Genomic DNA, 24,345 nt, shown 5'->3' with positions numbered 1-24,345 from the left:
ACATTCAACGTAGCCAGATCATGGCGGCGAGGTGAATGAAACCGGCAAAGTGGATGGTTCGCCGATCGTAACGCGTAGCGAAACGGCGAAAATGCTTGAGGCGGCCGAAGCATCGCTCGCTCCGCGCTACAACACGGTGCCCTATGAATCAGCGATCGGTCCGCTTAGGAATCCAGAGGTTTCTGTGAGGTCGCGCGGGGTTGGTCGTGCGTCATGGCGCGGTGCGCGACCTCATTGAAGGCGGATTGAGCGCACTCGCTGTCATGGCAGACGCTAAGGGGTTAGCGGCTCCTGTCCCGGTCCTTGTCAAGAAACAGGCGGTCGTGAGAGGGGGCTGACCGGAGACGGAGGCGTCCGGGATGGTATGAAGGCCGATGTGGGCAATGGTGAGCGGCAAGTACTGTAATGTAGGTCTAGGCGGAGGATGACCGATGTCGAAGGCGACAAGCCCAAGCGGAGCAAGTTCAAGAGCTACCCAATCGGCTTCTTCCACATCGACATCGCTGAGGTCCGCACCGAGCAGGGCAGACTGTACATGTTCGTGGCAACCGACCGCACCAGCAAGTTCGCCTTCGTCGAGTTGCATGAGAAGGCTAAGACCGCGACTCTGCACGCGATTTCCTGCACCGGCTGATCGCGGCCGTTCCCTACAAGGTCCATACCGTGCTGACCGACAACGGCATCCACTTCACCACGCCGGGTGGGGGTGGCTCGGCCGTGCCGCTGATCAAGGATGCGACCGTCAAGCGGTTCTACTACGAGACCCATGACCAGCTGCGCGACCACCGCCGCCTACAACTTCGCCAAGCATCTGAAGACCCTCCACGGCCTCACGCCCTACGAGTTCATATGCAAATGCTGGACAAAAGAGTCCCACCGCTTCACTTCAAACCCGCACCATCAAATCCCGGGACCAAACATCTAGAGCCCGGCGAACAGTACCGATATACCATAAGCCCGCAGGCCCCAGTCCTGGCTTTAGCCCAAAACGCTGCGCCTGCTCAGACCGGCGCATGGCTCGCGAAAGGCGCCATCGCTCCTCGCGAGCCTGTTCCCTACAAAATCAACCGCCGTTCTGGCTCAGTTGAAGCATGTGGCCCTCTGGATCGGCAACAAAGGCAACCTGCATGCCGCCCATGCCGGGAACCTCCCGCGCTGGCTCCAGAACACGTCCACCGGCTTTTTCCACCCGGGCGATCAGGTCGGCAATATCCTTCGTTGCCAGGCCCAGGATCAACTCGTTTGCGGCAGGCGTCTGGGTGTCGTGGAACTGAGCAAGAATGAACAGCGGCCCGCCCTCGTAGGTCGGCATAAACACGACTTCGCTGACCTTCCGTCCATTGATTTCAGCTTCAACGCGGTTCATCTCGACCAGACCAATGGCCGAGGAATAGAAGGACACCGCCTTGTCCAGGTCCTTGACCTGGAGCTTGGTGAACATGAAATCGGTGTCGCCGTTCTTGCCAAAGGGTATAGCCACGTTTTGTCTCCTATTCTGACATTCTCGCACAGCAATCGACTGTTCGCCGAACTGCGTGAAGCGGTGGACGAAGCCGCCCTTAGGCGGCTTCGTCCATTGCATCGGGCGGGATGTTTGTAGGACCGCCAATATCATAGACCTTGGCCAGAAGACCAACGAACGCATTGTCGTTCATGGGATCGGTCGGCACTTCGAACTGGACACCACGCTTCTTCATGTCCTCGATCAACATGTTGATCGCCTGCTCATGGGTGATGTCGTCGCGGTGATCGTAGGTCAGCTTGAAATCGTCCATGTCCTTGAACAGGCGAGCGCCCCAATGGACGAGGAAGCGCATTTCCTCTTCCGGCACCTTCTGGGTGACCTTGCCAAAAGTTTCGATCTGCCAGCCGGTCGGATCCTGCGCATCAGGGCCAAAGGTCGAACTGATGTCGAGCCCTTGCGGCCTGCGCATGGCGACCGGACCCGCAGCCTGTCCATGGTGGAACGTCATCTCGTTTTCGACGACCACCGCGCGGCCCCACATGGGAGCGTTGATCTGCATGACCTCACCGCTCGGCCCATCAGGCCAGCAGTTGAATCCGCCGCCGATCTTGCCCTTATAATACCAGGCGATCACCTGGCCCTTCTTCGAGCGCCAACGATTGAACAGGCAGGACTTCGCCATGGTCAGCAGCAGCCAGAGCGGCGTGTTTTCCATCGTCAAACCACGGAAGACCGTGCCATCCAGATGGGGCGGCCCGCCAAGGGGGGTTGGTCCCTGGATATTGAAGAGGAAGGTCTCGGGCTCGGCATATTGGCAGTCGTAATAATTACGCACCAGCTCGAGAAAGCGGGAGTTGTAGTAGCAATCCTCGATCTCCGGGTAGAAGCAGGTGCCCCCACGCGCCAAATATCCTCGAAATCCGGGATAGATGCCAATCATGTCCCAGGTCAGCTTGACCCCTTCCGGCAATTGCTTGCCTGCGCCTGAGGTTGTGGCGATAACCTCCTCTGGTGTCTTGAAGTTTTCCGCCAGCATCAACGGCCAAGGACCGTTGTTACGAGCAACACTCAACAAACGCGCATGCTGATCGTCCGTATAAGCTTTATCGATCAACTGCGGAGGTGCGACAGGGCGGAACTGCTCAGCGAGATCACGAAGCATCATCTAGTCTCCCAATATCATTCGGTTGTCATCCGTTTCCTGTTTACGGAAGCGGATCAGATAGTCAGCATTTCCATTTCGCGCGGTGGGGTCTTGACGGCATCGTCGGCACGGGTGACGTTGAAGTCTTCTTCGCGGGGCGAGCGCAGGACATGCCAGATGCGCGAGTTGTGGCGCGGGATGGCGAGGATGACCTTCTTCTGCCCGTCGGCGCCCTTGTCGCGATAATAGCCATGGGCGCTGCCGCACTGGACCCAGGCGGTCTTGGCCAGGTTCGCGTCGACATCGTCGATGAACGCCTGCGTCGCCTCTGGCGAGACATCGACGGACGACAGATGATCGTCCACCATCCATTGCAGCAGTTCGATGATATAATGGACCTGCTGCTCGCTCACCACCGCATGGTTGGCGACCAGATAGCTGTAGGGCGCGCCCATGAAGACGAAGTTGGGGAAGCCGGTGATCAGCATGCCTTCATAGGAGAAGGGATGCGGGTCGAACGCGTCCGTCAAAGTTTCGCCGCCGGCGCCGCGAATGTCGAACTGCCGCCCAAAATGCAGATTATAGCCGGTCGATAGCAACAGCACGTCGCATTCGATCCGCGTGCCATCGGCCAGGATCACCGCGTCCTGCTCGGCCTCGGCCAATTCGCCACGCACGATCGACACATTGGGCTTTTTGAGCGTGTCGTAAAAACCGCAATCCAGGATGGGCCGTTTCGCAAACACCGGGAAGTTGGGTGTCAACAGCTTCACCATTTCCGGATCGTCCGGGAAATGGCTCTTCAGATAGCCTTCGCACATCATCCGCATGCCATCGTTGATCGGGCCAAAGCCGCCCGTCTTCGCGGCATAATCCTCATCCTTCATGATCATGCCGTGCATGTCGCGCATCTGGCTGTGCAGGCTTTGCAGCCGCTTCCACTGCGCCACGAAGGGCACATATTCCATCGCCCAGCGCTCGATTTCGGCCACCGGCGCATGCGCCTGCGGATTGGGGATGATATGTTCCGGCTGGCGCTGCACGATCACCAGTTCGCCGACCTTGTCGGCAATGGCCGTCGCCACCTGCACGCCTGAACAGCCCGTGCCGACCAGGACGACCTTCTTGCCCGTCAGATCGACATTATGGTCCCAGGCGGCCGAATGAATGACCGGCCCCTTGAAGCTGTCGAGATTCTTCACCTTGGGATAATTGGGATTGTTGTTGGGTCCCACCGCCATGATGAGGACGTTGCACTCATGGCTTTCCGGCTTGCCGTTCCGAACCGCCTTCACCGTCCAGATCTTGCGCTTCTCGTCCCATTCCGCACCCTCGACCCAGGTGCCGAACCGGATCCGGTCGCGAAGGCCGTATTTGTCGGTGACGCGATCGAGATAGGACAGGAATTCCGGGCCACGCGGGTAGAATTGCGTCCACGAAGCATTGGGCTCGAAGGAGAAGGAATAGACGCGGCTCGGCGTGTCGACCGCCGCGCCCGGATAGGTGTTGGTCAGCCAGTTGCCGCCCACCGTGTCCATCGCCTCCAGCACGGTAAAGTCAAAACCGGCCTGCTGCAATTTGATGGCCGCGTTGATGCCCATCATGCCCGCGCCCACGACCAGCACCTTGAAATCGGCGGGCGGGACATCGGCAGCCTTGCGAATGCGCGTGTCGGTGGTGAACCCGGCATGCTGGAACGCGACATCCACCGACATTTCGGGAAGGTCCTGGCCCAGCAGCAAACGGCTCATCCGCTTGAACATCGGCCGGTCCAGCTGTGGCATGACCGGAGGCTTCCCGGACTTTACCGCCACGCGCAGGCGATCGCGGATCTCGGCGACCACGGCCGGATCGATGGACGGCCGCTCCTCGTGCGCATGGATATCGACGAACGTCTCCACCAGATCTTCCTGGCGGCCGTCGATCGCATCCCAATAGTGGTTCAGCAGCGTCCGATTGCCGGTCATCTGGATCAACGCCATCAGCGCCATGGTGGGGTCCAGCGCATCGATCGCGGCATCGACCCTGGCATTCATGTCCAGCACCCGTTCGTGCATCCCGTTTCTCCTCATATGTGCCCGCTTTCGGACTCGATGAGAATATATTACACATTAGTGTGTAATTGATCAAGCGACATTCGCCGACAGCGGCCAAATGTGATGCCGCGCCGCCCTACTGGCCTGCTCCATGTCAACGGCGATCGCCCCAGGATCATCCGCTGCCAAAACTCACCGAGGGCTTCGTCACCATTCATTGGGGGCGTTGCGCCAAAAATAGCGATGCCGCATCCAAGCTGGTGGCAGCAAAAGCCCCATCCCCATTTTCCGTGTCGGATCAATTGGTGAGCCCATATGGTCACTTCACGTTAGACATGCAGGCGCTGTCCATGAAATGCCAATTCAATCTGTGACAAATTTTCGACATTGGCGATGTTTCCGATGGAGCTTGTCGGCAACGTTAATGGCGAACAACTATCCACCATCTCGTTACGGACTCACCGGCATATGGAACCATCCGCTGCCGGACGGCCCGCTGCGAATTAGCAACGTCCGTCTCGTCAGCTTTTTAGACAAATAGGGTTCATCGCTAGGTTAAAGGAATTCTCTCGCATGTCACTCGCCCCCGCCATTGCCTCCCCTTCCTCTCCGGTCATCATCACCGGTGGCGCATCGGGCATAGGTCTTGCGTCCGCTCATGCGCTGGCTGTCATTGGCCGCCCTGTTGCTCTGTGGGACATCGACGGCGACAAGGCATCGGCAGCGGCCCGCGCCATCGTGGCGGAACATGGCACGGCGTCCACGGGCATTGCGATTGATCTGCGTGAACTTGGTGGCATCGAAGCTGCCCTGGCGGCGACGCGGAAAGCGATCGGCAGGCCAGGCGGACTGGTCCATGCTGCTGGCATTGTTGATACAGCATCGCTGGACGGGCTGACGGCGGAAAGCTGGGACAGTGGGATAGCGATTCATCTCCGATCCCTCGCTTTCATCGTTCAGGCGCTCCATCAGGATCTGGCGGCGCAGCCGGGCTCCGCAATCGTGGCGATAGCTTCCATCAACGCAACGCTCGGCAATGCCATGAACCCGATCTACAGCGCGGCGAAAGGCGGAATATTGTCGCTCGTCCGATCAATGGCCGATCGGCTGGCCCAAGATGGCGTCCGCATCAATTCGGTATCGCCGGGCCAGATCATGACGCCCATGATGCGTCCCGCAGTCGAAGCCCTGCCCCATGGGCATTTCGAAAAGCGCATCCTGCTCAATCGCCTTGGCGATCCAGAGGAAGTGGCGCGGGTTGTACGCTTCCTTTTGTCCGATGAGGCAAGCTATATCACCGCGTCCGAGATTGTCGTCGATGGCGGCAACATCTCGTCCCAAAGAGGATAAGCATAAGGACCGCGGTTTCCTTCCCGATCTCGGCGCATTCTTCCCGAATCCTCGGATAGCCAGAACGAGGGCATTTGACTCCTGTTCATAAATGAAACGTAGTTGTTTACATTGCCGACCTCGCACACTAAAACCGCCGCTAATATGTAGCTTACAGGGCTGCGCTCGCCATGCCGACGACCGGACAAGGCCTGTCACGCCTGGCCCAGTGGCAAGTAGCAAGGCTTACGAATGGTCTTGCCTGAAACGGGCCTAATGAAAGTCGACGAGGAGATCACGTGCGCCACCCCTTCCGTTATCTGACGCTCATGCTTTGCGGCGTTACGCTCGCTGGACAGGCTACCGCTGGTGAAATACCGCGCCTGCGCACGGAAAATGGCCGCCATGCGCTGATGGTTGACGGCAAGCCCTATCTGATGCTGGGCGCGCAAGTTCATAATTCCAGCAATTATCCTTCGGTACTGCCGCAGGTGTGGCCGGTAATGCAGGCTTTGAGCGCCAACACGATCGAGATTCCGGTCGCTTGGGAACAGTTCGAACCGACCGAAGGCAAGTTCGACTATAGCTGGGTCGATACGCTGCTGACCCAGGCCCGCCAGAACGACATGCGCGTCGTGCTGCTATGGTTTGGCAGCTGGAAGAATGGAGAATCGACCTACACGCCGGAATGGGTGAAGAGCGATACCAAGCGCTTCCCCCGCCTGATGCGCCGCGATGGCCGCCCGACAATGACCTTGTCGCCGCTGGGCGAAGAAACGCTCAAGGCTGATCGCAAGGCCTTCACGGCACTGATGCGGCACTTGCGTGAGGCGGACGCCAAGCACACGGTGATCATGGTCCAGGTCGAAAATGAGATCGGCAGCCATGGGGTCGCGCGTGATTATTCGGCCGCAGCAGAGCAGCTGTTCGCGCAGCCAGTGCCTGAAGATGTCCGCGTCGCGTCCGGCAAGCCTGCGGGTACTTGGGCCGAAGCCTTCGGCAAGGAGGCGGATCAGGCATTTGCGGCATGGACATATGCGCGCTTCGTCCAACAGGTGGCGGTCGCGGGTAAGGCCGAGAAGAATCTCCCCCTCTACACGAACGCAGCAGTGTTCGACGCCACGGGGACGGCCATGGCGGCTCAGGTTGCGAGCGGAGGCCCCAATTGGAATGTGTTGCCCATATGGAAAACCGTTGCGCCCGCGCTAGACCTCATAGGTCCTGATCTCTATCTGCCCTTGGAGAAGACCTATCTAGGCCTGCTGGATCGTTATACCCGCCCTGACAATGCACTATTCGTTCCGGAAACGAGCAACGCGGCTTGGGCAGCGCGCTACTTCTGGTCGGCACTAGGTCGTGGAGCTATTGGCTACGCGCCGTTCGGCATGGATGCGACCAGCTATTCAAACTATCCGCTGGGTGCACGGAAGCTGGACGCAGCCACGATCGAAGCCTTTGCCGCGCCCTATCGCCTGTTCCGTCCGATCGCGAGCGACTGGGCGGCGATCGCCAGCAAAAATCCCACTTGGGGCACTGCGAAGAATAACGCGGGCGAAGACTCCACCACTATGGGCAGCTGGAAGATTTCGGTGACCTACGGTCACAACAACTTCGACGTGCCCGCCTGGCCAGGCATGGAACCGCCGCCCTGGGCCAAGGAACCGGTCGGCGGAGGGGTCGTTGCTCAGTTGGCTCCCAACGAATTTTTGGTCGCGGGACAATATAGCCGATTCCAGTTCACGCCGACGGATTCGGCTGTCAACGGGCAGATCCTCAGCGCGGAAGAAGGGACGTTCGTGAACGGCCAGTGGGAAGCACGGCGCCGCTGGAACGGCGACCAGATTTCCTACGGCTTCAATTTCAACGAAGAGCCCGCGCTCCTTCGCATAAAATTATCCACCTATTGAGGTTCAAGCTTGGGGGCGGCCCGTCCGCCCCCTCAACGCTGACCGCCAGGCGGAACGGGCTGCTGATCGATAATCCCGTGATTTCATTGCCACTGCATTGATGCTTCCGCAGTATCAGCGATTTGCACGCCGTTAATCCCCAACTTCATGCGGGCTTGGCGGCCTTTTCGTTGTGATCGATGGGCTGTTTCATTCCTTCTGCACCGCGCCGGGAGACAGGCAGGTGATGATCGGCCCATCCGGCCCCGGTTCGGTACTGGGCCATGCGACGCGGTTCAGCGGCGGCCCTCCGCTGGTGACCGCTATATCGGTCGAACCGAGCATGTTGCTGGAGGTTTTGCGCTATATGACGACACACACCGGGCCGCTTGCAGGCTTCAGCACAGACGTCATGGCTTATCTGCGATCAGGTGCGCCAGGGCATGACGAGCTTGCCGTTGTCTTCACCCCGGACGGAGTGTTCGAGATTACCAAATCCGGCGACCAGCCAACCCGCCTCGTGACAGGAACAAAAGAACTTGCGGGGTTTTGCGCGGAAGTCAGTGAATATTATCAGGGGCTCCATTTTAACACCCCGCCCCGCCTTCGCATTGATGGGGATGTGGCTTGGGGCCAGGTACACTTCCAGTGGATCGGCATCTTCCGGCCCGGGGCAACGCATAGCGGCCAACGCCACGCGGCTGGCTACTATCAGGTGAACTACCGTCGGCTCGAAATCGGCTGGCGTATCGAACGGCGCGTCGAAACGCAGATCAGCGGAAGCATCGTAGAAGTCTTCGACCCGGTAATCGCTGGTATGAGCCGCGACGTTTTCAGTAAACCTTGAATATGACCCATTGATCCAGACGGCGGGTCAAACGCCGATGAACGCCACGCGACTGTCCTGCGACCTTGCAGCCTCGCGCTCGCGCGCCTGTTCCAGCGCTTCATGATTGTCGCCGATCCAGTCGCAAATCTGGCTGACGGTCCCCAGGAACCCCCTGCCCAGATCCGTCAGCCGATATTCCACACTCGGCGGCATGGTCGGCCGGACCTCCCTCGATACCATCCCGAAACGCTCAAGTTCGCGCAGCGTCTGGCTCAGCATCTTGGAGCTGATAGGCGCTGCGCAGCGCTTGAGGTCGGAAAAGCGCATCTCGCCACCACCCAGTCTGTAGGTGACGAGCATTGTCCACTTGTTCCCGACCAGTTCGAGAATCTCCAGCGCGGTTTGCGGGTCCACTTTAGTATCCATAAGATACCTAATACCCTATCGGTGCCTTGTTGCAAATAGAAACTAGAATCGGTAGCCCTCTTTCATCAGGAGGCGCGAGGCACCCGTGGAGAGGAAGCTATCATGAAAATTCTTGTTATCGGCGGAACCGGCATGATCGGCGGCCATGCGGCCCTTCATCTTGCATCGCAGGGGCATGATGTCACCGTCTCGGGCCGCAAGCCTGCGCAACAAAACACCGAATTGTCGCACCTGCCCTTTTTGCAGGGCGATTATGTCGAGGGCAGCTTCACGACTCAGGACTTGACCGGCTTTGATGCCATCGTCTTCGCGGCGGGCAACGACATCCGCCATGTTCCGGAAGGAGCGGATTATGACGCCCATGTGTTGCGCGCCAATGCCGAAGCCGTGCCGCAGTTCGCCGCGCTCGCCAAGCAGGCAGGCGTCCGGCACTTCATCCATATCGGCAGCTTCTATCCGCATATTGCACCAGAACTGCTGGAGACAAATGTCTATATCCGCGCCCGCAAGCTAGCGACCGACGGTATTGCCGCGCTGGCGGACGACAGCTTCCATGTCGTCAGCCTGGATGCGCCGTTCGTCGTCGGCACCGTTCCGGGCATGAGCTTGCCGATGTTCGAAGCCTACACCCGCTATGCCGAAGGACAGCTTGGCATCCCGCCTTTCGGCCCTGCTGGCGGCACTAACTTCATTTCCACCCAGTCCTTGTCGGAAGCCATCCAGGCCGCTCTGGAACGGGGTGAAAATGGCAAAGCCTATCTGATCGGCGACGAAAATCTGAGCTTCGCAGACTATTTCAAGCTGTTCTTCCAGGCCGCCGGAAATGACCTGGATGTGCCTTCGCTCGACCAGGAGCACCCCATGCTGCCCGACGCCGCCATCTTCACCGGGCGCGGAAACATGGTGCGCTACGAGCCCGACGCGCAGACGATGGCCGACCTTCGCTACCGCCGCAACGATGTTGCTCGTGCCGTAAAGGAAGTCGTCGATCAGTTCCGGTCGGTACAATGAATATGGCTTCTCTGGTCGGCCAAACGGCGGTCGTTACGGGGGGCAGCGGCGGTATCGGCACGGCTTGCGCACGGGCGCTGGTTGCCGATGGCGCGCGCGTGCTCATCACGGGACGCAGGCAGGAGGCGCTCAACGCAGCGCGCGCCCGGATAATCGGTGATTTTCCGGAAGCGCAGGTCGCCACCTTTGCCGGTGATGCGACGTCCGAAAAGGACGTTGGCAACGCGCTGGCTCAGGCATATTCCATGGCAGATCGCCTCGACATTCTGGTGCCTGCGGTCGGAGGCGGCGGCTTCGGCCCCTTCCTCTCGACCAGTGTAGAGGATTTGCGCCGGGATCTTGACCTCAACATTACCAGCGCTTTCATCGCGATGCAGGCCGGAGCCAGGTTGATGCGCGAAGGCGGGTCAATCGTGTGCATATCGTCCACGGCCGCGATCCTCCCCTTCCCCGCGCTCGCCACCTATTGCGCCAGCAAAGCCGGGCTAGAAGCATTGATCCGAACCGTGGCCGACGAACTGGGCGCGCTCGGCATTCGCGTGAACGCGGTTCGCCCCGGCCTCACTCGCAGCGACGCGACGGCGGATATGTTCGCCAGCCCGACGGTCATCGATCGCTTTCTGGAGCAAACGCCGCTCAAACGGACGGGAGAGCCGGAAGATATCGCGGCGGCGGTGGCCTATCTTGCCAGCCCCGCTGCGTCCTGGGTCACAGGACAATCCTTCGCGGTCGATGGCGGACAGGAACTGCGGCGCAATCCGGACCTGCTGGGCAGCGCCTGATCAACGGACAGAATAAGCGAGGATAGGATGATGCTGGACTTCACGGGCAAGACGGTTTTGGTGACCGGTGGCGGCGCGGGGATCGGGCGCGCCTGCGCCGATGCTTTTTCACGGCAAGGCGCGCAGGTCTTCGTTGCGGAGATTGATCCGAAACGCTGTGCCGATTTCACCGTTGGCAAAGCGATTCAATGCGACGTCAACGATCCGCAACAAGTTGATGCGCTGGCCGACCGACTGAAACAGGAAACAGGCGGTAAGCTCGATATTCTTGTGAACAATGTCGGCCATTTCCTTCATGCTAAAGCATTTTCTGATCTTTCACGTGATGAGATGCAGGAGATTGTCGGCCTCAACCTGATCAGTCTCATGCACGTGACGAACCGCCTGCTTCCGCTACTGAAGGCATCAGCACCCGGCAGTTCCATCATAAACATCACGTCGATCGAGGCCTATCGCGGCATTCCCAACTGCTCCGTCTATGCCGCCGCCAAATGGGGGATAACGGGCTTCACCAAGAGCCTCGCGCTTGAACTCGCGCCCCTCGGCATCAGGGTGAATGACATCGCGCCGGAAACCACGGACACACCCCAGACCCCGATCGATTATATGGTGCCGCCGGAAAATCGCGAACATGTGCAAAGATGGGTGCCGCTCGGCCGCTTCGGCCATCCGGACGACTGCGCGGGCGCGGCGCTTTACCTTGCCAGCCCAATGGCGTCCTGGGTCACGGGAACGGCCATCAATGTCGATGGCGGTTCGCTGGCGGCGGCGGGATGGATCCGCGATATCAACGGGACCTGGACCAACATGCCGATCGTGACTGGCAACGGAATGAACCTGTGAGCGGCGCGATGAACAAGCTGATCGACGAAGCGGCGCTCCGGCGCTCAGCGGAAATTTACGCTCAGGGTGCGGATCGCAGGGACAAGCAACTATGGCGATCCGTGCTGGCAGACGACTGCCGGATCGAAGGGCCGGGCTTCGTCACAGAAGGGCTGGAGGCGACATTGATGTCGATCGACGGACTTGCGCAGATGTTCCGTTCGACCTTCCACCGCGTCCATAACCAGATAGTTATGATCGACGGTGACAGAGCCAGCGGCGAGACCTATTGCACCGCCGATCATCTGCTCAACGACGCAGACCAGATTTTGCGCTGGACGATCCGTTATCTCGATGAATGGCGTCGTGATGGTGACGCGTGGCGCTTTACCCGGCGCAAGCTCGAACTGTTGTGGGAGGAAATGGTGCCCGTGACGGTTCGTCACGGCTAACGCAAATCCCAATTCATTGGGAAGCAATCAAAATCGCGCTACACATGTTGGACCTGTCCAGCCCGGATCATATACCGCACCGTCGGCGTTGTAGATCCGGGCAACAAAGTGGGATGCGATGAACGAAAGACGTGCCTGCATAAACGCGATAGGTTGCGCCGTTCCTGACCAGGATGTGCATTCCCCTTTCATTCGATGGGCCAGTCAGCAATTAATGGATGAACGGGCGCGCAGCCTGTTCGTCCGCATGGCAGAGCGCAGCGGCATCAATCATCGCTGGTCGGTCCTTCCCCAAGTGGACGCGGAAGCCTCACCTGTCGATCCCGGCGGCTTCTATGCGGACGCCATGCCTTCGACGTCGCAACGGATGCGACTCTATCATCGCTACGCCCCTGAATTGGCCCTGCGAGCCATCGACGCCTTGCGCGCGAAAATGGTTCTCGATGGCGTTACCCATCTCGTCGTCGCCAGTTGCACAGGCTTCGTCGCACCCGGTGTCGACCAGATCATAGCCGACACGCTGGGTCTGGCAGGGGTGGAGCGGACACTTGTAGGTTTCATGGGCTGCTACGCGGCGGTCGCGGCGCTTCGGACTGCGCGGCATATCGTGCGGTCGGAACCCGATGCGCGCGTGCTGGTGGTCACCGTCGAACTGTCGTCGCTTCATCTTCAGCGGGAACAGCAGGTCGAAAGACTGCTGATGATGCTGCAATTCGGCGATGGCGCGGCGGCGGCACTGGTCAGCGCGCAGGATCGCGGTTTCACGATGGATGCGCCCTTCGCGATAAATCTGGAAGATTCTGCCGATCTTATCCGGTGGGAGATAGGCGACGCCGGTTTCGTCATGCACCTGTCCGGTGAAGTCCCCAGCCGCATACAGACCGCTCTGCGAGACAATGGCGTCAGGGACCGGATTTGCGGTTCGACTGATCCCGCATCGGTCGCGAATTGGGCGGTTCATGCGGGGGGGCGGTCCATATTGGACGCGGTCGAAAGCGGCATGGACCTGCAACCCGATGCTCTGGCCGTGTCTCGCGGCATCCTCGCGCGCCATGGCAACATGTCGTCCGCAACCCTGATGTTTATCCTCAGCGACCTGCTCGATGAAGGGAGCCCCGGCCCCGGCGTTGCGCTCGCCTTCGGACCGGGCGTCGCTGCGGAAGGATTCCGCTTTTCGCGAGCCGGATGATGAAAGGAGCGGCCAAGCTGGAGGCGCTCATCATCGGCGGCGGCCCGGCCGGATCGGCAGCGGCCATCACCCTCGCCCGCGCCGGAATGAGGCCGCACCTGATTGAGCGTCAGGTCGCTGCCCCCGCTGGCGTGTGCGGCGGCTTTCTCGGCTGGGACGCGATCGCTGGCCTTATGGAATTGGGAGTGGACCCCTGGAAGCTTGGGGCGCGGCCCATAAGCCGCTTCAGGCTGGCCACGGGGACAGGCTGCGTCGAAGCCGCCCTGCCCGCCACGGCCGGCGGTATTTCCCGCCACGTCCTGGACAATGCCCTTATCGAGGCAGCGGCCGACGCCGGTGCTATTGTCAGCCGGGGCCGAACAGCCCGCACAGCCGATCCAGATAGCCGCGCCGTGCGCTTCGACAATGGCGAGACCCTTACCGCAGACGCCCTGTTCATAGGCGTTGGCAAGCATGAGCTGCGCGGCGTGGTCCGGGATTTCTCAAGCTCATCGGTCGGGCTACGCACCTCCCTCCCTGCGTCCTCCGTATTGCATGGCGCGCTGTCTGGCTTCGTTGAACTGCATTTGTTTAACCAGGGCTATGCGGGACTGCTGTTGCAGGAGGACGGATCGGTCAATCTCTGCCTTTCGGTAAGCAAGGATCGGCTCACTACAGCGGGGAGCGTTCCTGCGCTGCTGGACGAGTTGCAACAGGAGGCGCCACTGCTCGGCAAACGGCTTCAGGGCGTCCCCACCCATTTCGATGCTGTGGCGGGCGTTCCCTATGGCTGGCGCGCGCCGCAAAGCCACAAGGGCGTCTTTCGCATCGGCGACCAGAGCGCCGTCATAGCCTCACTCGCGGGCGACGGCATCGCCATCGCCCTGGCCAGCGGAGCGAGCGCGGCCGGAGCAATGCTGGCCGCAGGACCTGAAGCTTCACCGGCATGGCAGGACAAATGGCGGCGGCAATGCGCGCGGCCTGTCGGCATTGCCGAAGCCTTGCGCCATGGCGCCGCAGCACCCCTGACCCGCAACATCCTCATGTCGCTGCTACGGTTCGCGCCCGGGCTGGGAACGGGCGCCGCATCCCTCACACGGATTAGGAAAGGATAAGCGGCGTCTCCCGCACACGCTCCACGCACAGGCGAAAAGCGAAACGGCGCACTATCCGCACCTGATCCTCGGATATGCCAGCCTGCGCCAGCAGATCGATCCATTCCCGACGCCGGAACGATCGGGCGATCGATAATTGACCGTCTTCCCGCACGATCCTGTGTACGCGCAGCAGTCGCGCCAGAATCGGGAAGCCCCAATGCGCAAAACCGTGGCGGTGCAGGTCGCAGATCAACCAGCCCATCCTCGCATTCGCTTCCATATGATGCAGGAAAGTCATCAGCTGCGCGTCGGTCATATGATGCGTGACCTGGCTTGAAATGATGAAGTCGAACGCTTCCGGCTGATCGAGATAGTCACCGGCCCGATAATCAATCGGCAGGTCTGACGGGGTCGCATGCCGCGCGGCCTGCAAACTCTTTTCGTTCAGGTCCACGCCTATCAGTTCGGCATCGATACCCCGGCGGCGCGCCCATCGGGCAATAGCGCGCAGGACGTCGCCGTCGCCAAATCCGACATCAAGCAGGCGGAAATGTCTTGCCTGTCCCACTGTGCGTTGGAGAAAGGCGATGGTGGGCCAGGATGTGAATGTCCATCGGTTTACCCGCGCCAGATCGTGCAAAACCCGCTCATATACCGCCGGATCGAGATCGGGCGCGTCCATCTGCTCTTCCTGACGCGATCTTGTAATGAGCTTTGCCATCAAAGCGCTTCCCACTGGAATATTCCATAACGCATCGCCCCTGTACGTAAGGCGAGGATGAGGCGCGGAAGGCTCAATATGAAATCACGGCTCGTCGTGGCACGGCCGAGGGCAAGCCGACGAATGTCCTGGTCGCTCAAGACGCTCTTCACCAGACGCCCAAGGCAGATCGACCAGGTACGGCGCACGTCTCGGCTGATGTCCCGATAATCCATCGGGCGAAACCCAGCGTTCGAGGCCATTGTCAGATAATCTTCCCGGCTTCCCATGCTGGGCAACCTGCCCTCCTTGCATATCGGCAGCAACAAATGCCGCACCTCCCAAGCAGATGCCCCCTCCCCCTCCAGCCAGGCGCACACGACCAGACGGCCGCCCGGCCGCAATATGCGCCTTGCCTCGGTGAAGAAGCGCTGCTTATCCGTCATATGCTCGGAACTTTCGATCGCATAGGCGTGGTCGAACGACGCCGTTTCCAGGCCATTGTCCAACCAATCCCGCACCAGACAGGTAAAGCGCGACGAACGCTCTTGAGCAATTCCATGCTGGGCCGCCGACAGCGTCAGGCCGACGATCGACACGTCATGGCGTGTCAGGATATCGGCTGCCGTCGCCCCATATCCGCAACCTATGTCGCAAATTCGGTGCCCGGCCTCGATGCCAAGCCTTTGCTCCACCGCGGCCACCAGCTCGGCAGCGGCCTGCTCAGGCGTTTCGGTCCCGGTGCGCCAATATCCGTGGTGAACATGATCGCCCCAAATGCGACGATAGGCGAGGTCAAGCTCATCATAGTGAAGCGCGACGCTTCGGGACGTTGGCGCTTGATCGGGAACAATCATGCGGTTCAGGGCACCGACCGATCCGCGTGCGTCGCGGTCAGGAAAGACGGATATATCATAGTGACGGAAGCCGCAGCGATAATGACGAGAGCAGCGATCAACGCGGTTCCGCTACTCAACCGCCCCCGATTGCGCGCATAAAGCACCAGGCCGAGCAGGGCTGCGGCGATCAGGATGATGATGGCAGTAAGGCCGGTTAGCGACATCGATCAAACTCCTGAAAATGAGGAAGATCGGTCCCTCGTGCAGGGATCGCAAAGATTGCAATTACCGATGCGGCGATTCGTTCCGCCTCTCGTCCCCAGCTGGTGCTGCGGTTGCAGAGGCTGGGACCGCCACATCGGACGTTCGCGATGCCGGATCGGGCGCACGCACGCTGGTATAAGCTATGAGCGCCGCCAGAGCCAGACCCGCAGCGACGATCGCCCACAGCCATCGCTTGGCATTTCGTCGCTGCCTCCGCTCTTCATCCCTGGGCATTAGCCAGCCTCTCTCTGCGCTTTACCTAATCGAACGGCGGTTAAACCGGTTCCGGCAGATAAGGATGGATATTATGAATGACCGCAATGCACATCTCGCAATTGTATGTGCGCTCAGGCAGGCGGTGGCGCGATCCGGTCGAAGCCCCCTTGCGTTCCCTTCGCGATAGGCAGAACATTGCTTCCACAAGAAGACCGTCTTCGCCACGAAAGACGGGATGAGGAGAGCAAGGATGAGCGGCACGCAATCGCGCTCCATTGCGCTGATCGGCCCCGCCGGAGCGGGTAAAACAAGCCTCGCGGAAGCAATCATGCACATCAGCGGGGCTGTTTCGCGACAGGGATCGGTCGAAGCTGGCACCAGCGTCGGCGATGCAAGTCCGGAAGCGCGAGAGCGGGGAAGCTCCACCGAACTCAATCTCATGCAGTTCGAATGGATGGGGGATCATTTCTCCCTCGTCGATATTCCGGGCTCGCCCAGCTTTGCCGATGACGCGGCCATTGCTCTCAATGCGGTCGATCTTGCCATCGTCGTCATCGATCCGGACCCCGCCCGCGCCCCTCTGGCAGAGCCCACACTGCGCAAGCTCGAACGGGCGGGCGTTCCGCATGCCCTGTTCGTCAACAAGATCGAGCAGGCGCGGGGCAGCATCCAGGATCTGCTTACGGCCCTCGCCCCCATGAGCGCCGCCGCGCTCGTCGCCCGGCAGATCCCGATCCGGTCGGGCGATCGGATCGATGGCTTCGTCGACCTCGCGCTGGAACGGGCCTATCATTATGAAACGGGCAAGCAATCGCAGCAGATCGCACTCGCCGAAGAGTTGAAAGCTGATGAAAGCCAGGCGCGCTTCCATATGCTGGAACAACTGGCCGATCATGACGATATCCTGCTTGAACAGCTTCTGTCGGACGAACAGCCAAGCCTTCAAACCATCTTCGCCGATCTCGCGCAGGAAACCGCCAGCGGCCTCATCGTGCCGGTGCTGTTCGGTTCCGCTGCCAATGGCTTTGGTATCCGCCGTCTGCTCAAGATGCTGCGGCATGACACACCCGCCCCCGCGAAGACGGCGGAGCGGCTAGGCATCAGCGGTGCAGCGGCACAGATATTGAAGATTTCTCACGCCGCGACGGTAGGGCGCCTGGCGATCGCGCGGCTGTTCGGCGGCGATTTGCAGGACGGCGCCGACCTGCAGGACAATGACGGACAATCCCTGCGCGCGGGTGGGATATTTGCGCTCCAGGGTCTTGCCACGACCAAGATCGCAACTGCCGAACCGGGCGCGATCGTCGGTATTGCCAAGATGGACACGGTGAAGGCAGGTGACCTGATCGGCATCGGGGCCAAACCCGGCGGCACAGGGCTGCTCGCTGATCGACCGGCAACCAATTGCGCGGTAGCGATCGCCGCGAAGGATCATAAGGACGAGGTGCGCCTGTCCACAGCGCTCAATCGACTGGCGGAGGAAGATCATGCCCTCCACTGGAGCCAGGACGAAGCATCGCGGGAGACACTGCTTCATGGCGTGAGTGACGAGCATCTGAACGTCGCACTGGCCCGCCTGAAGCGCCGCTATGGCGTGGCCGTATCGGTGCAACAGCCGACGATCGCCTACAGGGAATCGATCCGAAAAGCGGTTACGCAACGCGGGCGGCACAAAAAACAGTCCGGCGGGCATGGGCAGTTCGGCGATGTCGTGCTGGAAGTGCGCCCCCTTGAGCGGGGAGAGGGTCTTCGCTTCGAGGAACGGATCACGGGCGGCGCGATACCCAAGCAGTGGATTCCGGCGGTTGAAAAGGGCGTGCATGATGCTCAGGCAAAAGGCCCTCTCGGCTTTCCCGTCGTCGATGTCGCGGCGACTTTGGTCGACGGCTCCTTTCATAGCGTGGACAGCTCCGAACTCGCCTTCCGCACCGCTGGACGGATAGCGATGAACGACGCACTGGCCGCTGCGTCCCCCTATCTGCTGGAACCGGTCGCGCATGTGACGATCATGACGCCCGGCACCGCATCATCCCGCATCACCTCCACCGTGGCCTCCCGCCGTGGTCAAATGCTGCGGATGACGAGCCGCGAAGGCTGGTCGGCCTGGGATGTGATAGAAGTCCTGCTACCAGAAGCGGGGCTGCAAGGTCTGGAAGCGGAAATCCGTTCGATGAGCCAGGGCATGGCTCATTTCGAAGCGCATTTCGATCATTTGGCGGAGGTTGCCCCGAAACTCGCCAGCAGCATCGTCCAACGAGTCAAGGAGCCCGCCTGATCACGCAGGCAGATGCTGCCGCGCCCAACTGACGATCGCAGCCATCGGCATGGCGCCCGCATTGCGCGCAATTTCCCGCCCCTTGTGCAGGATCACCAGCGAGGGAATGCTCCGGATCGCATAGCGGGCGGCAATATCGGCTTCCGCTTCCGTATCAATCTTCCCCAGCCGGGCATGTGGTTCCAGCTGCGCGGCAGCGGCTTCGAAGGCTGGCGCCATCTGGCGACAGGGACCGCACCAACTCGCCCAGAAGTCGATGATGAGCGGAACGTCGCTGCTGGCCGCATGCTGCGAAAAATTGGCGCTGGTCAGCGTCACCGGCCGACCCTGGAACAATGCCTGCTTGCACCGCCCGCAACGCCCCGCGCCCAACCGTTCCTTCGGCACACGGTTCAGCGTAGCGCAGGCCGGGCAACTGATCACAAGGGGTCCCTCCATGCTACACGGGCCTTTCGCTAAGCCGCCAGCCCGCGCGATCGAAGCAAGGCATCGACTTCTGGCGCGCGTCCGGCGAAAGCCCGGAAGTTGTCGGCAGCGGAACGGCTGGCGCCCGCCGCCAATATCTCGCGGCGGAAGGCGGTCGCGCCTCCCCCCGGCAGATCGGCATGAGAGAATATCTCAAAGGCGTCGGCGGACAGAAGTTCAGCCCACAGATAGGAATAATAGCCCGCCGCATATCCGCCCGCGAAAATATGGCTGAACGCATGGGCAAAGCGGTTCCATTCAGGCGGATGGACGACAGCCACCGCCGCCCGCACCTGTTCCAGCGTCTGCAACACACGCGCCCCCTGCGCCGGATCATAGTCGCGATGCAGCAGCAGGTCGAAGGTCGCAAATTCGATCTGACGCAACAATGCCAGCCCCGCCTGGAACTGACGCGCGGCAAGCAGCCGGTCAAACAGAGGTTCAGGCAACGGCTCGCCCGTGTCCACATGCCCGGACAAGCCGATCAGCGTGTCCTTTTCCCAGGCGAAATTCTCCATGAACTGGCTGGGCAACTCGACCGCATCCCATTCGACGCCCGAAATGCCGCCGACCGACGGCAGATCGACCTCCGTCAGCAGATGGTGCAGCACATGGCCAAATTCATGGAACAGCGTCACCACGTCATTATGCGTCACCAATGAGGGGCGATCACCCGCAGGCGGCGCGAAGTTGGTGGTCAGATAGGCAATCGGCCGATGGAAAGCATCGGCATCCCGGAACCGCGCCCGGCACACATCCATCCACGCCCCACCCCGCTTACGAGCCCGCGCGAACAGGTCGAGATAGACCCCCGCAACAATCTCGCCGCTCGCATCCAGCACATCATAGAAAAGGACATCAGGATGCCAGGTGGAAACAGCTTCCCGTTCCATCAGGCGCACATCGAAAAGCCGCTCAATCAGCTTCTGCGTACCCGCCAGCACACGAGGCAGCGGGAAATAGGCTTTCAGTGCTTCCTGATCGACCCCATGCAACGTCCGTCGCATCGCTTCGGCGACGTAAGACAGGTCCCACGGATAAAGTTGGTTCAAACCAAAATGCTCAGCGGCAAAAGCTCGCGCCTCCTCCAGTTCCTTCTCGCCGACCGGCCGAGCGCGCTTGGCGAGGTCAGCCAGAAAGGCCAGCGCCTCGTCCGCATCCGCCGCCATCTTGGTTTCGAGCGAGTGCGCGGCGGAATCGTTGAAGCCCAATATCTGCGCCGCTTCATGCCGCAGCGCCATGATCTGGTCGATCCGCTCGCTATTATCATGGCTGCGGTCATCCGACTGATCGGACGCACGCGTATTGTGGGCGCGATAAACCCGCTCCCGCAGTGCCCGATCGTCGGCATGCAGAAGGATCGCCACCACGCTGGGCTGGCGCAGAGTGATCAACCAACCCGGCAGGCCCTTTTCCTGCGCATAGGCGGCAAGAATGGCCTTGTCGCTTTCCGGCACCCCGGCGAGCGCCGCCTCGTCGGTCACATGCTCGCTCCACGCTTCCGTCGCGTCCAGCACGGCATTTCCAAAGCGGGTGCCAAGGTCGCTCAGCGCCACGCCAATGTCGAGGAAACGCTGACGCGCCTCGCCCTGCAAAGCCACGCCCGCCAGACGGAACGCCCGCAACGCCAATTCGACGGCCCGCTTCTGCGCAGGAGGAAAATCAGTAAAATCGGGCCGGTCGGCCACGCGCGCGACCGCATCATGATGCGCCCGGTTCTGCCCCGCCTCCATCAGGTAAGCCGTCGTCAAAGCCTGCGCCGCAGCGTGCGCTTCCCGCAATTCCGGCGTGTCGGCTACTCCTGCAAGATGGCCAATGGGCGACCATGTGCGCGACAGGAGAAAGTCCGCCCGCTCCGCCGCCAATATGACGTTGCCGAAGTCATCAGCTTGCCCAGCCGTAATCTGCTCGATCGCCGCGCGATGCTGGTCAATCGCAGCCTCTATGGCGGGAACCACATGTGCTGCCTCGATGGCGGCGAAATCGGGCAGGTCGGTATCGGCAAGGAGGGGGTTAAGCGAAGTCATGATTACTCTTGGTTGAGGCAGCCAAAACGGGCTGGGGAGCTCCTTAATTGGGCCATGACACCCCGCTCTTCAAGCTCCTGTCGCTAGCTCCCCCGCACAATCTTAGCGCGCGTCCACCCCGTTGATCGCCAGGACCGACATGACAAGAGCCGTCGTCCCACTGCAGATACGGATCCGCCACTTGCACGTAGAGCGGAGAATGGTTGGTGGGCGGCGTGAACACCTCGCGCCGCCTTTTTTACTTGGCCAGCAATTCCACAACCTCGATCAGATGCCCCTCGGTATCGGTCACGAAGGCAACCTTCACACCATGAGCTTCCCTGACTTCAATCGGCTGCACAACGTTGCCGCCAGCCTTTTGAACCCGCCCGACAAATGCCTCAAGGTCGCTCGTCTGAAATCCCAGGATCACCTCATCCTGTGCAGCGGTATCCCGATCCAGAAACTTGAACAAAACGAAGGTAGCGCCGCCTTCGCCCGTAGCATTAAACAGGATTTCATCGATCTGCCGATCGCCAACCGTATCCTGAATCCGCGCCATTTCAACCAGGCCCACAACATCCTTGTAGAAGGCGGCGGTGCCCTCCAGATCTTGCACCACAAGCTTGGTAAAACCAAAATGCGAAGTCATTCATCCTACTCCACGAAAGATACAAGAAAGGGCCAGTGGATGGTCTCCACTGGCCCTCTGTGATCCTAAACGAACGACAGGATCAAGATTAGAACCGGAACATTCCGGTCAGGCCGAATTCGCGCGGATTGGTGACATTCACCGTGCGATAGCCGGAATCATAAGGGATTCCCGCGGCCGTATTGATCTGGGCGGTGCCCAGGTTGGTGTTGGTGATCCGCTTCTGGTTAAGCAGGTTCTTCGCGAAAGCGGTCAGCTCAAACCGATCGTCTTCCGTGCGGAAACCTGCAAACAGGTTCAGCAGGGTACGCGAACGGTAGTCATAATCGACCTGGTCGGCATAGAAGCCCGGACGATAGTTGACGAGCGCCCGCACGAACGGGGTGAATTCACCCATCGGGAAACGGATTTCCGTATTCGCGGTGAGGGTGAAGTCCGGGGTCTGGGACAGGCGACCATTGGTCACGCAGTAGCTCACATTGCCAGGGCCAGTTATGACAGGGGAGCCGTCCTGATTGGGAACGCCCGTACCTGCGTAGTCATTGCAAGGTACGCGAGCATCTTTGAAACGCGCACGAACATAGGATGCGCTAATGCCCAAGTTCCAATTATCGTTGATGCGACCATCGATGGAAGCTTCCACGCCCTTGATCTTGGCATCGCCATTATAATTGAAGTCGAAGCCGCCGTTGGTCGGTTCTCCAGGGGCGATCGCCGTTCCATTGACACTGCAGGCCCCGTTCAATTCAGGGCAGTTATACTGGATACCCGTGAACCGGCTCAGATAATTATCAAGCGTCTGGTAAAACGCCGATACTGTGAAATTCACCCGATTGTCGAACAGCTTGCCCTTCAGACCGGCTTCGAAAGAATCGGTCTTTTCGGGTTGTGTACGGATCAGGTCCCGGCTCACCCCGGCGGGAACAGCGACCCCCGTGCTACCGGCCCGATAGGAGTGGCCATAGGCCAGATACACGTTGAGGCGCGGATTGAACTCATAGGAAACCGTCAGGCCGCCTGTCAGAGGCTTGTTCGTAAACCGCTGCAGATCGGCCGGAACGCCTTCCTCAAATCGCTCAAAAGCAGGAATGCCGAAACCAGCATAACCCGGAGAGGTCAGGAAGATGTCCGTCGTCTGAACATTCTTGATAATGGAATAGCGCAGACCGCCTTCGATCGAGAAGCCATTGGAACGGTAACGCAAATTGCCGTTGAACGACCATGTCTGCGCATTCACCGGAGTGAACACCTCTGTATCGATCGGCAGATACACGCCAAACGCGACAGGAAGCGGAGCAAAGAACTGGTCTGATCGCTGATTGGTCACAACGGTGCCAGTCTGTTTCGTGTAGAACGCACCTACACCCCAGCCGAAACCTTCCTTGTTGTTGGACGCCAGGCGCAGTTCCGCTGAGTCCACCTTGTAGGGCGTGTCAATGGTAGACGCTTGCACATAGTTGGGGATCGCGTTGCCCGTGTCGAGGTCGCGTTCCGCCTTCAGCCTGCTGTACTGGTGAGCGCCTGCGAAGGACAAGGTGGCCGGACCAAGATCATAATCGAAGGCCAGATTGACGATGTGGCTCTCATTCTGGTTGCGGAACCGGCCGTCCGACACTGCGGCATAATCCGACTCAGAAAGGGCCGGCCCCGACGGGTTAAAGCCGTCCGGCACATTGCCAGCACCGACAACCTGCTGAAACTGGCTGTTATCCGCAAACAGATACTGGTAGCTCAGATAGGCAGTGAAGTCGCTGCTCGGCCGCCAGCCCAGCGTTACGCGCGCGCTTTCGGTGCGGCTGCGTGAGCGCTCGCCCGTCGTGATGTTGCGGACATTGTTCAGGCGGTTGCCATCGACCAGGCCAGCGACGCGGATCGCAAGCGTGTCGTTGAAAGGCAGGGAAACGCCAGCCTGCACGTTGTAGCCATCGCGCGAGGTAGCGGTCGCCTGCGCATAGCCCTCGATTTCATCGAAGTTCGGGCGGCGGGTCGCGATGGTGATGGAACCGGCCGGTGAAGATAGACCGCGCAGCAGGCCCTGCGGACCACGCAGCACTTCGATCTGCTGAATGTCATAGAGCGCCGTATAAACGGTCTGCGCATCCGTCGGAATTTCGTTATAATAGACCTGAACCGCCGGGCTGGTGCCCTGATCGGGATCGAAGGTCACGCCACGCAGGGTGGTCGTGTTGTTGCGGCCCGAGGTGTTGGTCAGCTCAAGACCAGGTGCAAGCTGCTGCACGTCCTTCGCGTCGAAAATGTTGAACTTCTGGAGCTGTTCACCGGTCGCAACGTTCACGGCCATCGGCACCGACTGAAGCGAACGCGATTCACGAGTCGCTGTTACGACGATTTCGTTGGTGGCGCCGTCATCGTTGCTGACGCCTTCCTGCGCCCAAGCAGCAACAGGGACAATCAGTGCCGCACCGCACAACAATGCAGAAATTCCGTTAACCTTCTTCATGACATCCTTTCCGAGAAGCC

The 24,345-nt window shown here is 60.3% G+C and carries 22 protein-coding genes and 1 pseudogene; 11 read left to right on the top strand and 12 right to left on the bottom strand.

Features of this window, described 5'->3' with window-relative positions:
• Positions 1 to 421: 421 nt before the first annotated feature.
• Positions 422 to 925 (top strand): annotated as a pseudogene (locus ACZ5TB_RS14955) (DDE-type integrase/transposase/recombinase); the annotation flags it as partial.
• A gap of 138 nt (positions 926 to 1,063) precedes the next feature.
• On the opposite strand, the gene ACZ5TB_RS14950 reads toward ACZ5TB_RS14955, so the two are convergent.
• From ACZ5TB_RS14950 to ACZ5TB_RS14940, 3 genes are read right to left on the bottom strand one after another with little or no spacing between them, the layout of a single operon-like run.
• Positions 1,064 to 1,582 carry a VOC family protein gene (locus tag ACZ5TB_RS14950; protein WP_464793198.1) on the bottom strand — a complete coding sequence of 173 codons (519 nt, stop codon included), beginning with the start codon at positions 1,580 to 1,582 and terminating at the stop codon, positions 1,064 to 1,066.
• Positions 1,560 to 2,630: a hypothetical protein gene (locus ACZ5TB_RS14945; protein WP_464793197.1), complete on the bottom strand. Its 1,071-nt coding sequence runs from the start codon at positions 2,628 to 2,630 to the stop codon at positions 1,560 to 1,562. The genes ACZ5TB_RS14950 and ACZ5TB_RS14945 overlap by 23 nt, the downstream gene beginning before the upstream one ends.
• 53 nt (positions 2,631 to 2,683) lie before the next feature.
• On the bottom strand, positions 2,684 to 4,666 hold the full coding sequence (locus tag ACZ5TB_RS14940) for a flavin-containing monooxygenase (protein ID WP_464793196.1): 1,983 nt from the start codon (positions 4,664 to 4,666) through the stop codon (positions 2,684 to 2,686).
• Positions 4,667 to 5,218: 552 nt separating this feature from the next.
• Between ACZ5TB_RS14940 and ACZ5TB_RS14935 the strand changes: the two genes are divergently transcribed.
• On the top strand, positions 5,219 to 5,995 hold the full coding sequence (locus ACZ5TB_RS14935; protein WP_464793195.1) for an SDR family NAD(P)-dependent oxidoreductase: 777 nt from the start codon (positions 5,219 to 5,221) through the stop codon (positions 5,993 to 5,995).
• A gap of 278 nt (positions 5,996 to 6,273) precedes the next feature.
• Positions 6,274 to 7,881 (top strand): DUF5597 domain-containing protein, encoded by a 1,608-nt coding sequence (locus ACZ5TB_RS14930; protein WP_464793194.1) that lies wholly within the window; start codon positions 6,274 to 6,276, stop codon positions 7,879 to 7,881.
• Positions 7,882 to 8,070: 189 nt separating this feature from the next.
• Here the strand turns inward: ACZ5TB_RS14930 and ACZ5TB_RS14925 are convergent, their stop codons facing one another.
• Positions 8,071 to 8,205 carry a hypothetical protein gene (locus ACZ5TB_RS14925; protein WP_464793193.1) on the bottom strand — a complete coding sequence of 45 codons (135 nt, stop codon included), beginning with the start codon at positions 8,203 to 8,205 and terminating at the stop codon, positions 8,071 to 8,073.
• 22 nt (positions 8,206 to 8,227) lie between these two features.
• Between ACZ5TB_RS14925 and ACZ5TB_RS14920 the strand changes: the two genes are divergently transcribed.
• Positions 8,228 to 8,707: a nuclear transport factor 2 family protein gene (locus tag ACZ5TB_RS14920; RefSeq protein ID WP_464793192.1), complete on the top strand. Its 480-nt coding sequence runs from the start codon at positions 8,228 to 8,230 to the stop codon at positions 8,705 to 8,707.
• Between the two features lie 27 nt (positions 8,708 to 8,734).
• Here the strand turns inward: ACZ5TB_RS14920 and ACZ5TB_RS14915 are convergent, their stop codons facing one another.
• Positions 8,735 to 9,115: a winged helix-turn-helix transcriptional regulator gene (locus ACZ5TB_RS14915; RefSeq protein ID WP_464793191.1), complete on the bottom strand. Its 381-nt coding sequence runs from the start codon at positions 9,113 to 9,115 to the stop codon at positions 8,735 to 8,737.
• 102 nt (positions 9,116 to 9,217) lie between these two features.
• Here ACZ5TB_RS14915 and ACZ5TB_RS14910 point away from each other — a divergent pair, with 102 nt between their 5' ends.
• The 6 genes from ACZ5TB_RS14910 to ACZ5TB_RS14885 all read left to right on the top strand — a co-directional run bounded on the left by ACZ5TB_RS14910 (position 9,218) and on the right by ACZ5TB_RS14885 (position 14,465).
• Positions 9,218 to 10,126: an NAD-dependent epimerase/dehydratase family protein gene (locus ACZ5TB_RS14910; RefSeq protein ID WP_464793190.1), complete on the top strand. Its 909-nt coding sequence runs from the start codon at positions 9,218 to 9,220 to the stop codon at positions 10,124 to 10,126.
• Positions 10,123 to 10,908, top strand: coding sequence for an SDR family NAD(P)-dependent oxidoreductase (locus tag ACZ5TB_RS14905; protein WP_464793189.1), 786 nt, complete (start codon positions 10,123 to 10,125; stop codon positions 10,906 to 10,908). The genes ACZ5TB_RS14910 and ACZ5TB_RS14905 overlap by 4 nt, the downstream gene beginning before the upstream one ends.
• A 30-nt stretch (positions 10,909 to 10,938) precedes the next feature.
• Positions 10,939 to 11,751, top strand: coding sequence for an SDR family NAD(P)-dependent oxidoreductase (locus tag ACZ5TB_RS14900; RefSeq protein ID WP_464780829.1), 813 nt, complete (start codon positions 10,939 to 10,941; stop codon positions 11,749 to 11,751).
• Positions 11,748 to 12,182, top strand: a complete 435-nt coding sequence (locus ACZ5TB_RS14895) for a nuclear transport factor 2 family protein (RefSeq protein ID WP_464780311.1) — start codon at positions 11,748 to 11,750, stop codon at positions 12,180 to 12,182. Before ACZ5TB_RS14900 ends, ACZ5TB_RS14895 begins: the two co-directional genes overlap by 4 nt.
• Positions 12,183 to 12,300: 118 nt before the next feature.
• Positions 12,301 to 13,371: a type III polyketide synthase gene (locus tag ACZ5TB_RS14890; protein WP_464793188.1), complete on the top strand. Its 1,071-nt coding sequence runs from the start codon at positions 12,301 to 12,303 to the stop codon at positions 13,369 to 13,371.
• A complete protein-coding gene (locus ACZ5TB_RS14885) occupies positions 13,368 to 14,465 on the top strand; it encodes an NAD(P)/FAD-dependent oxidoreductase (protein WP_464793187.1) in 1,098 nt (365 codons plus the stop codon). The genes ACZ5TB_RS14890 and ACZ5TB_RS14885 overlap by 4 nt, the downstream gene beginning before the upstream one ends.
• On the opposite strand, the gene ACZ5TB_RS14880 is transcribed toward ACZ5TB_RS14885, so the two are convergent.
• The 3 genes from ACZ5TB_RS14880 to ACZ5TB_RS14870 are packed head-to-tail and all read right to left on the bottom strand — an operon-like array spanning position 14,452 to position 16,210.
• Positions 14,452 to 15,168, bottom strand: a complete 717-nt coding sequence (locus tag ACZ5TB_RS14880) for a methyltransferase domain-containing protein (RefSeq protein ID WP_464793186.1) — start codon at positions 15,166 to 15,168, stop codon at positions 14,452 to 14,454. The genes ACZ5TB_RS14885 and ACZ5TB_RS14880 overlap by 14 nt on opposite strands.
• A complete protein-coding gene (locus tag ACZ5TB_RS14875; protein ID WP_464793185.1) occupies positions 15,168 to 16,004 on the bottom strand; it encodes an SAM-dependent methyltransferase in 837 nt (278 codons plus the stop codon). Before ACZ5TB_RS14875 ends, ACZ5TB_RS14880 begins: the two co-directional genes overlap by 1 nt.
• 5 nt (positions 16,005 to 16,009) lie before the next feature.
• The gene (locus ACZ5TB_RS14870; protein ID WP_464793184.1) at positions 16,010 to 16,210 is read right to left on the bottom strand and encodes a hypothetical protein; all 201 of its coding nucleotides are present in this window, start codon (positions 16,208 to 16,210) and stop codon (positions 16,010 to 16,012) included.
• A 506-nt stretch (positions 16,211 to 16,716) separates the two neighbouring features.
• Here ACZ5TB_RS14870 and ACZ5TB_RS14865 point away from each other — a divergent pair.
• A complete protein-coding gene (locus ACZ5TB_RS14865) occupies positions 16,717 to 18,741 on the top strand; it encodes an elongation factor G (RefSeq protein ID WP_464793183.1) in 2,025 nt (674 codons plus the stop codon).
• On the opposite strand, the gene trxC is transcribed toward ACZ5TB_RS14865, so the two are convergent.
• The 4 genes from trxC to ACZ5TB_RS14845 form a co-directional block, all read right to left on the bottom strand.
• Complete coding sequence (trxC, locus tag ACZ5TB_RS14860) at positions 18,742 to 19,179, bottom strand: thioredoxin TrxC (RefSeq protein WP_464793182.1); 438 nt, start codon at positions 19,177 to 19,179, stop codon at positions 18,742 to 18,744.
• A gap of 17 nt (positions 19,180 to 19,196) precedes the next feature.
• Entirely contained in the window at positions 19,197 to 21,233 is a 2,037-nt protein-coding gene (locus ACZ5TB_RS14855) for a M3 family metallopeptidase (RefSeq protein ID WP_464793181.1), read from the bottom strand.
• 238 nt (positions 21,234 to 21,471) lie between these two features.
• Positions 21,472 to 21,864, bottom strand: a complete 393-nt coding sequence (locus tag ACZ5TB_RS14850) for a VOC family protein (protein ID WP_464793180.1) — start codon at positions 21,862 to 21,864, stop codon at positions 21,472 to 21,474.
• An 88-nt stretch (positions 21,865 to 21,952) separates the two neighbouring features.
• Positions 21,953 to 24,325, bottom strand: coding sequence for a TonB-dependent receptor (locus ACZ5TB_RS14845; protein WP_464793179.1), 2,373 nt, complete (start codon positions 24,323 to 24,325; stop codon positions 21,953 to 21,955).
• Positions 24,326 to 24,345 lie beyond the last annotated feature (20 nt).

The organism is Sphingobium sp. TomTYG74, assembly GCF_055393875.1.
This window is presented reverse-complemented; position numbering and strand designations above follow the sequence as displayed.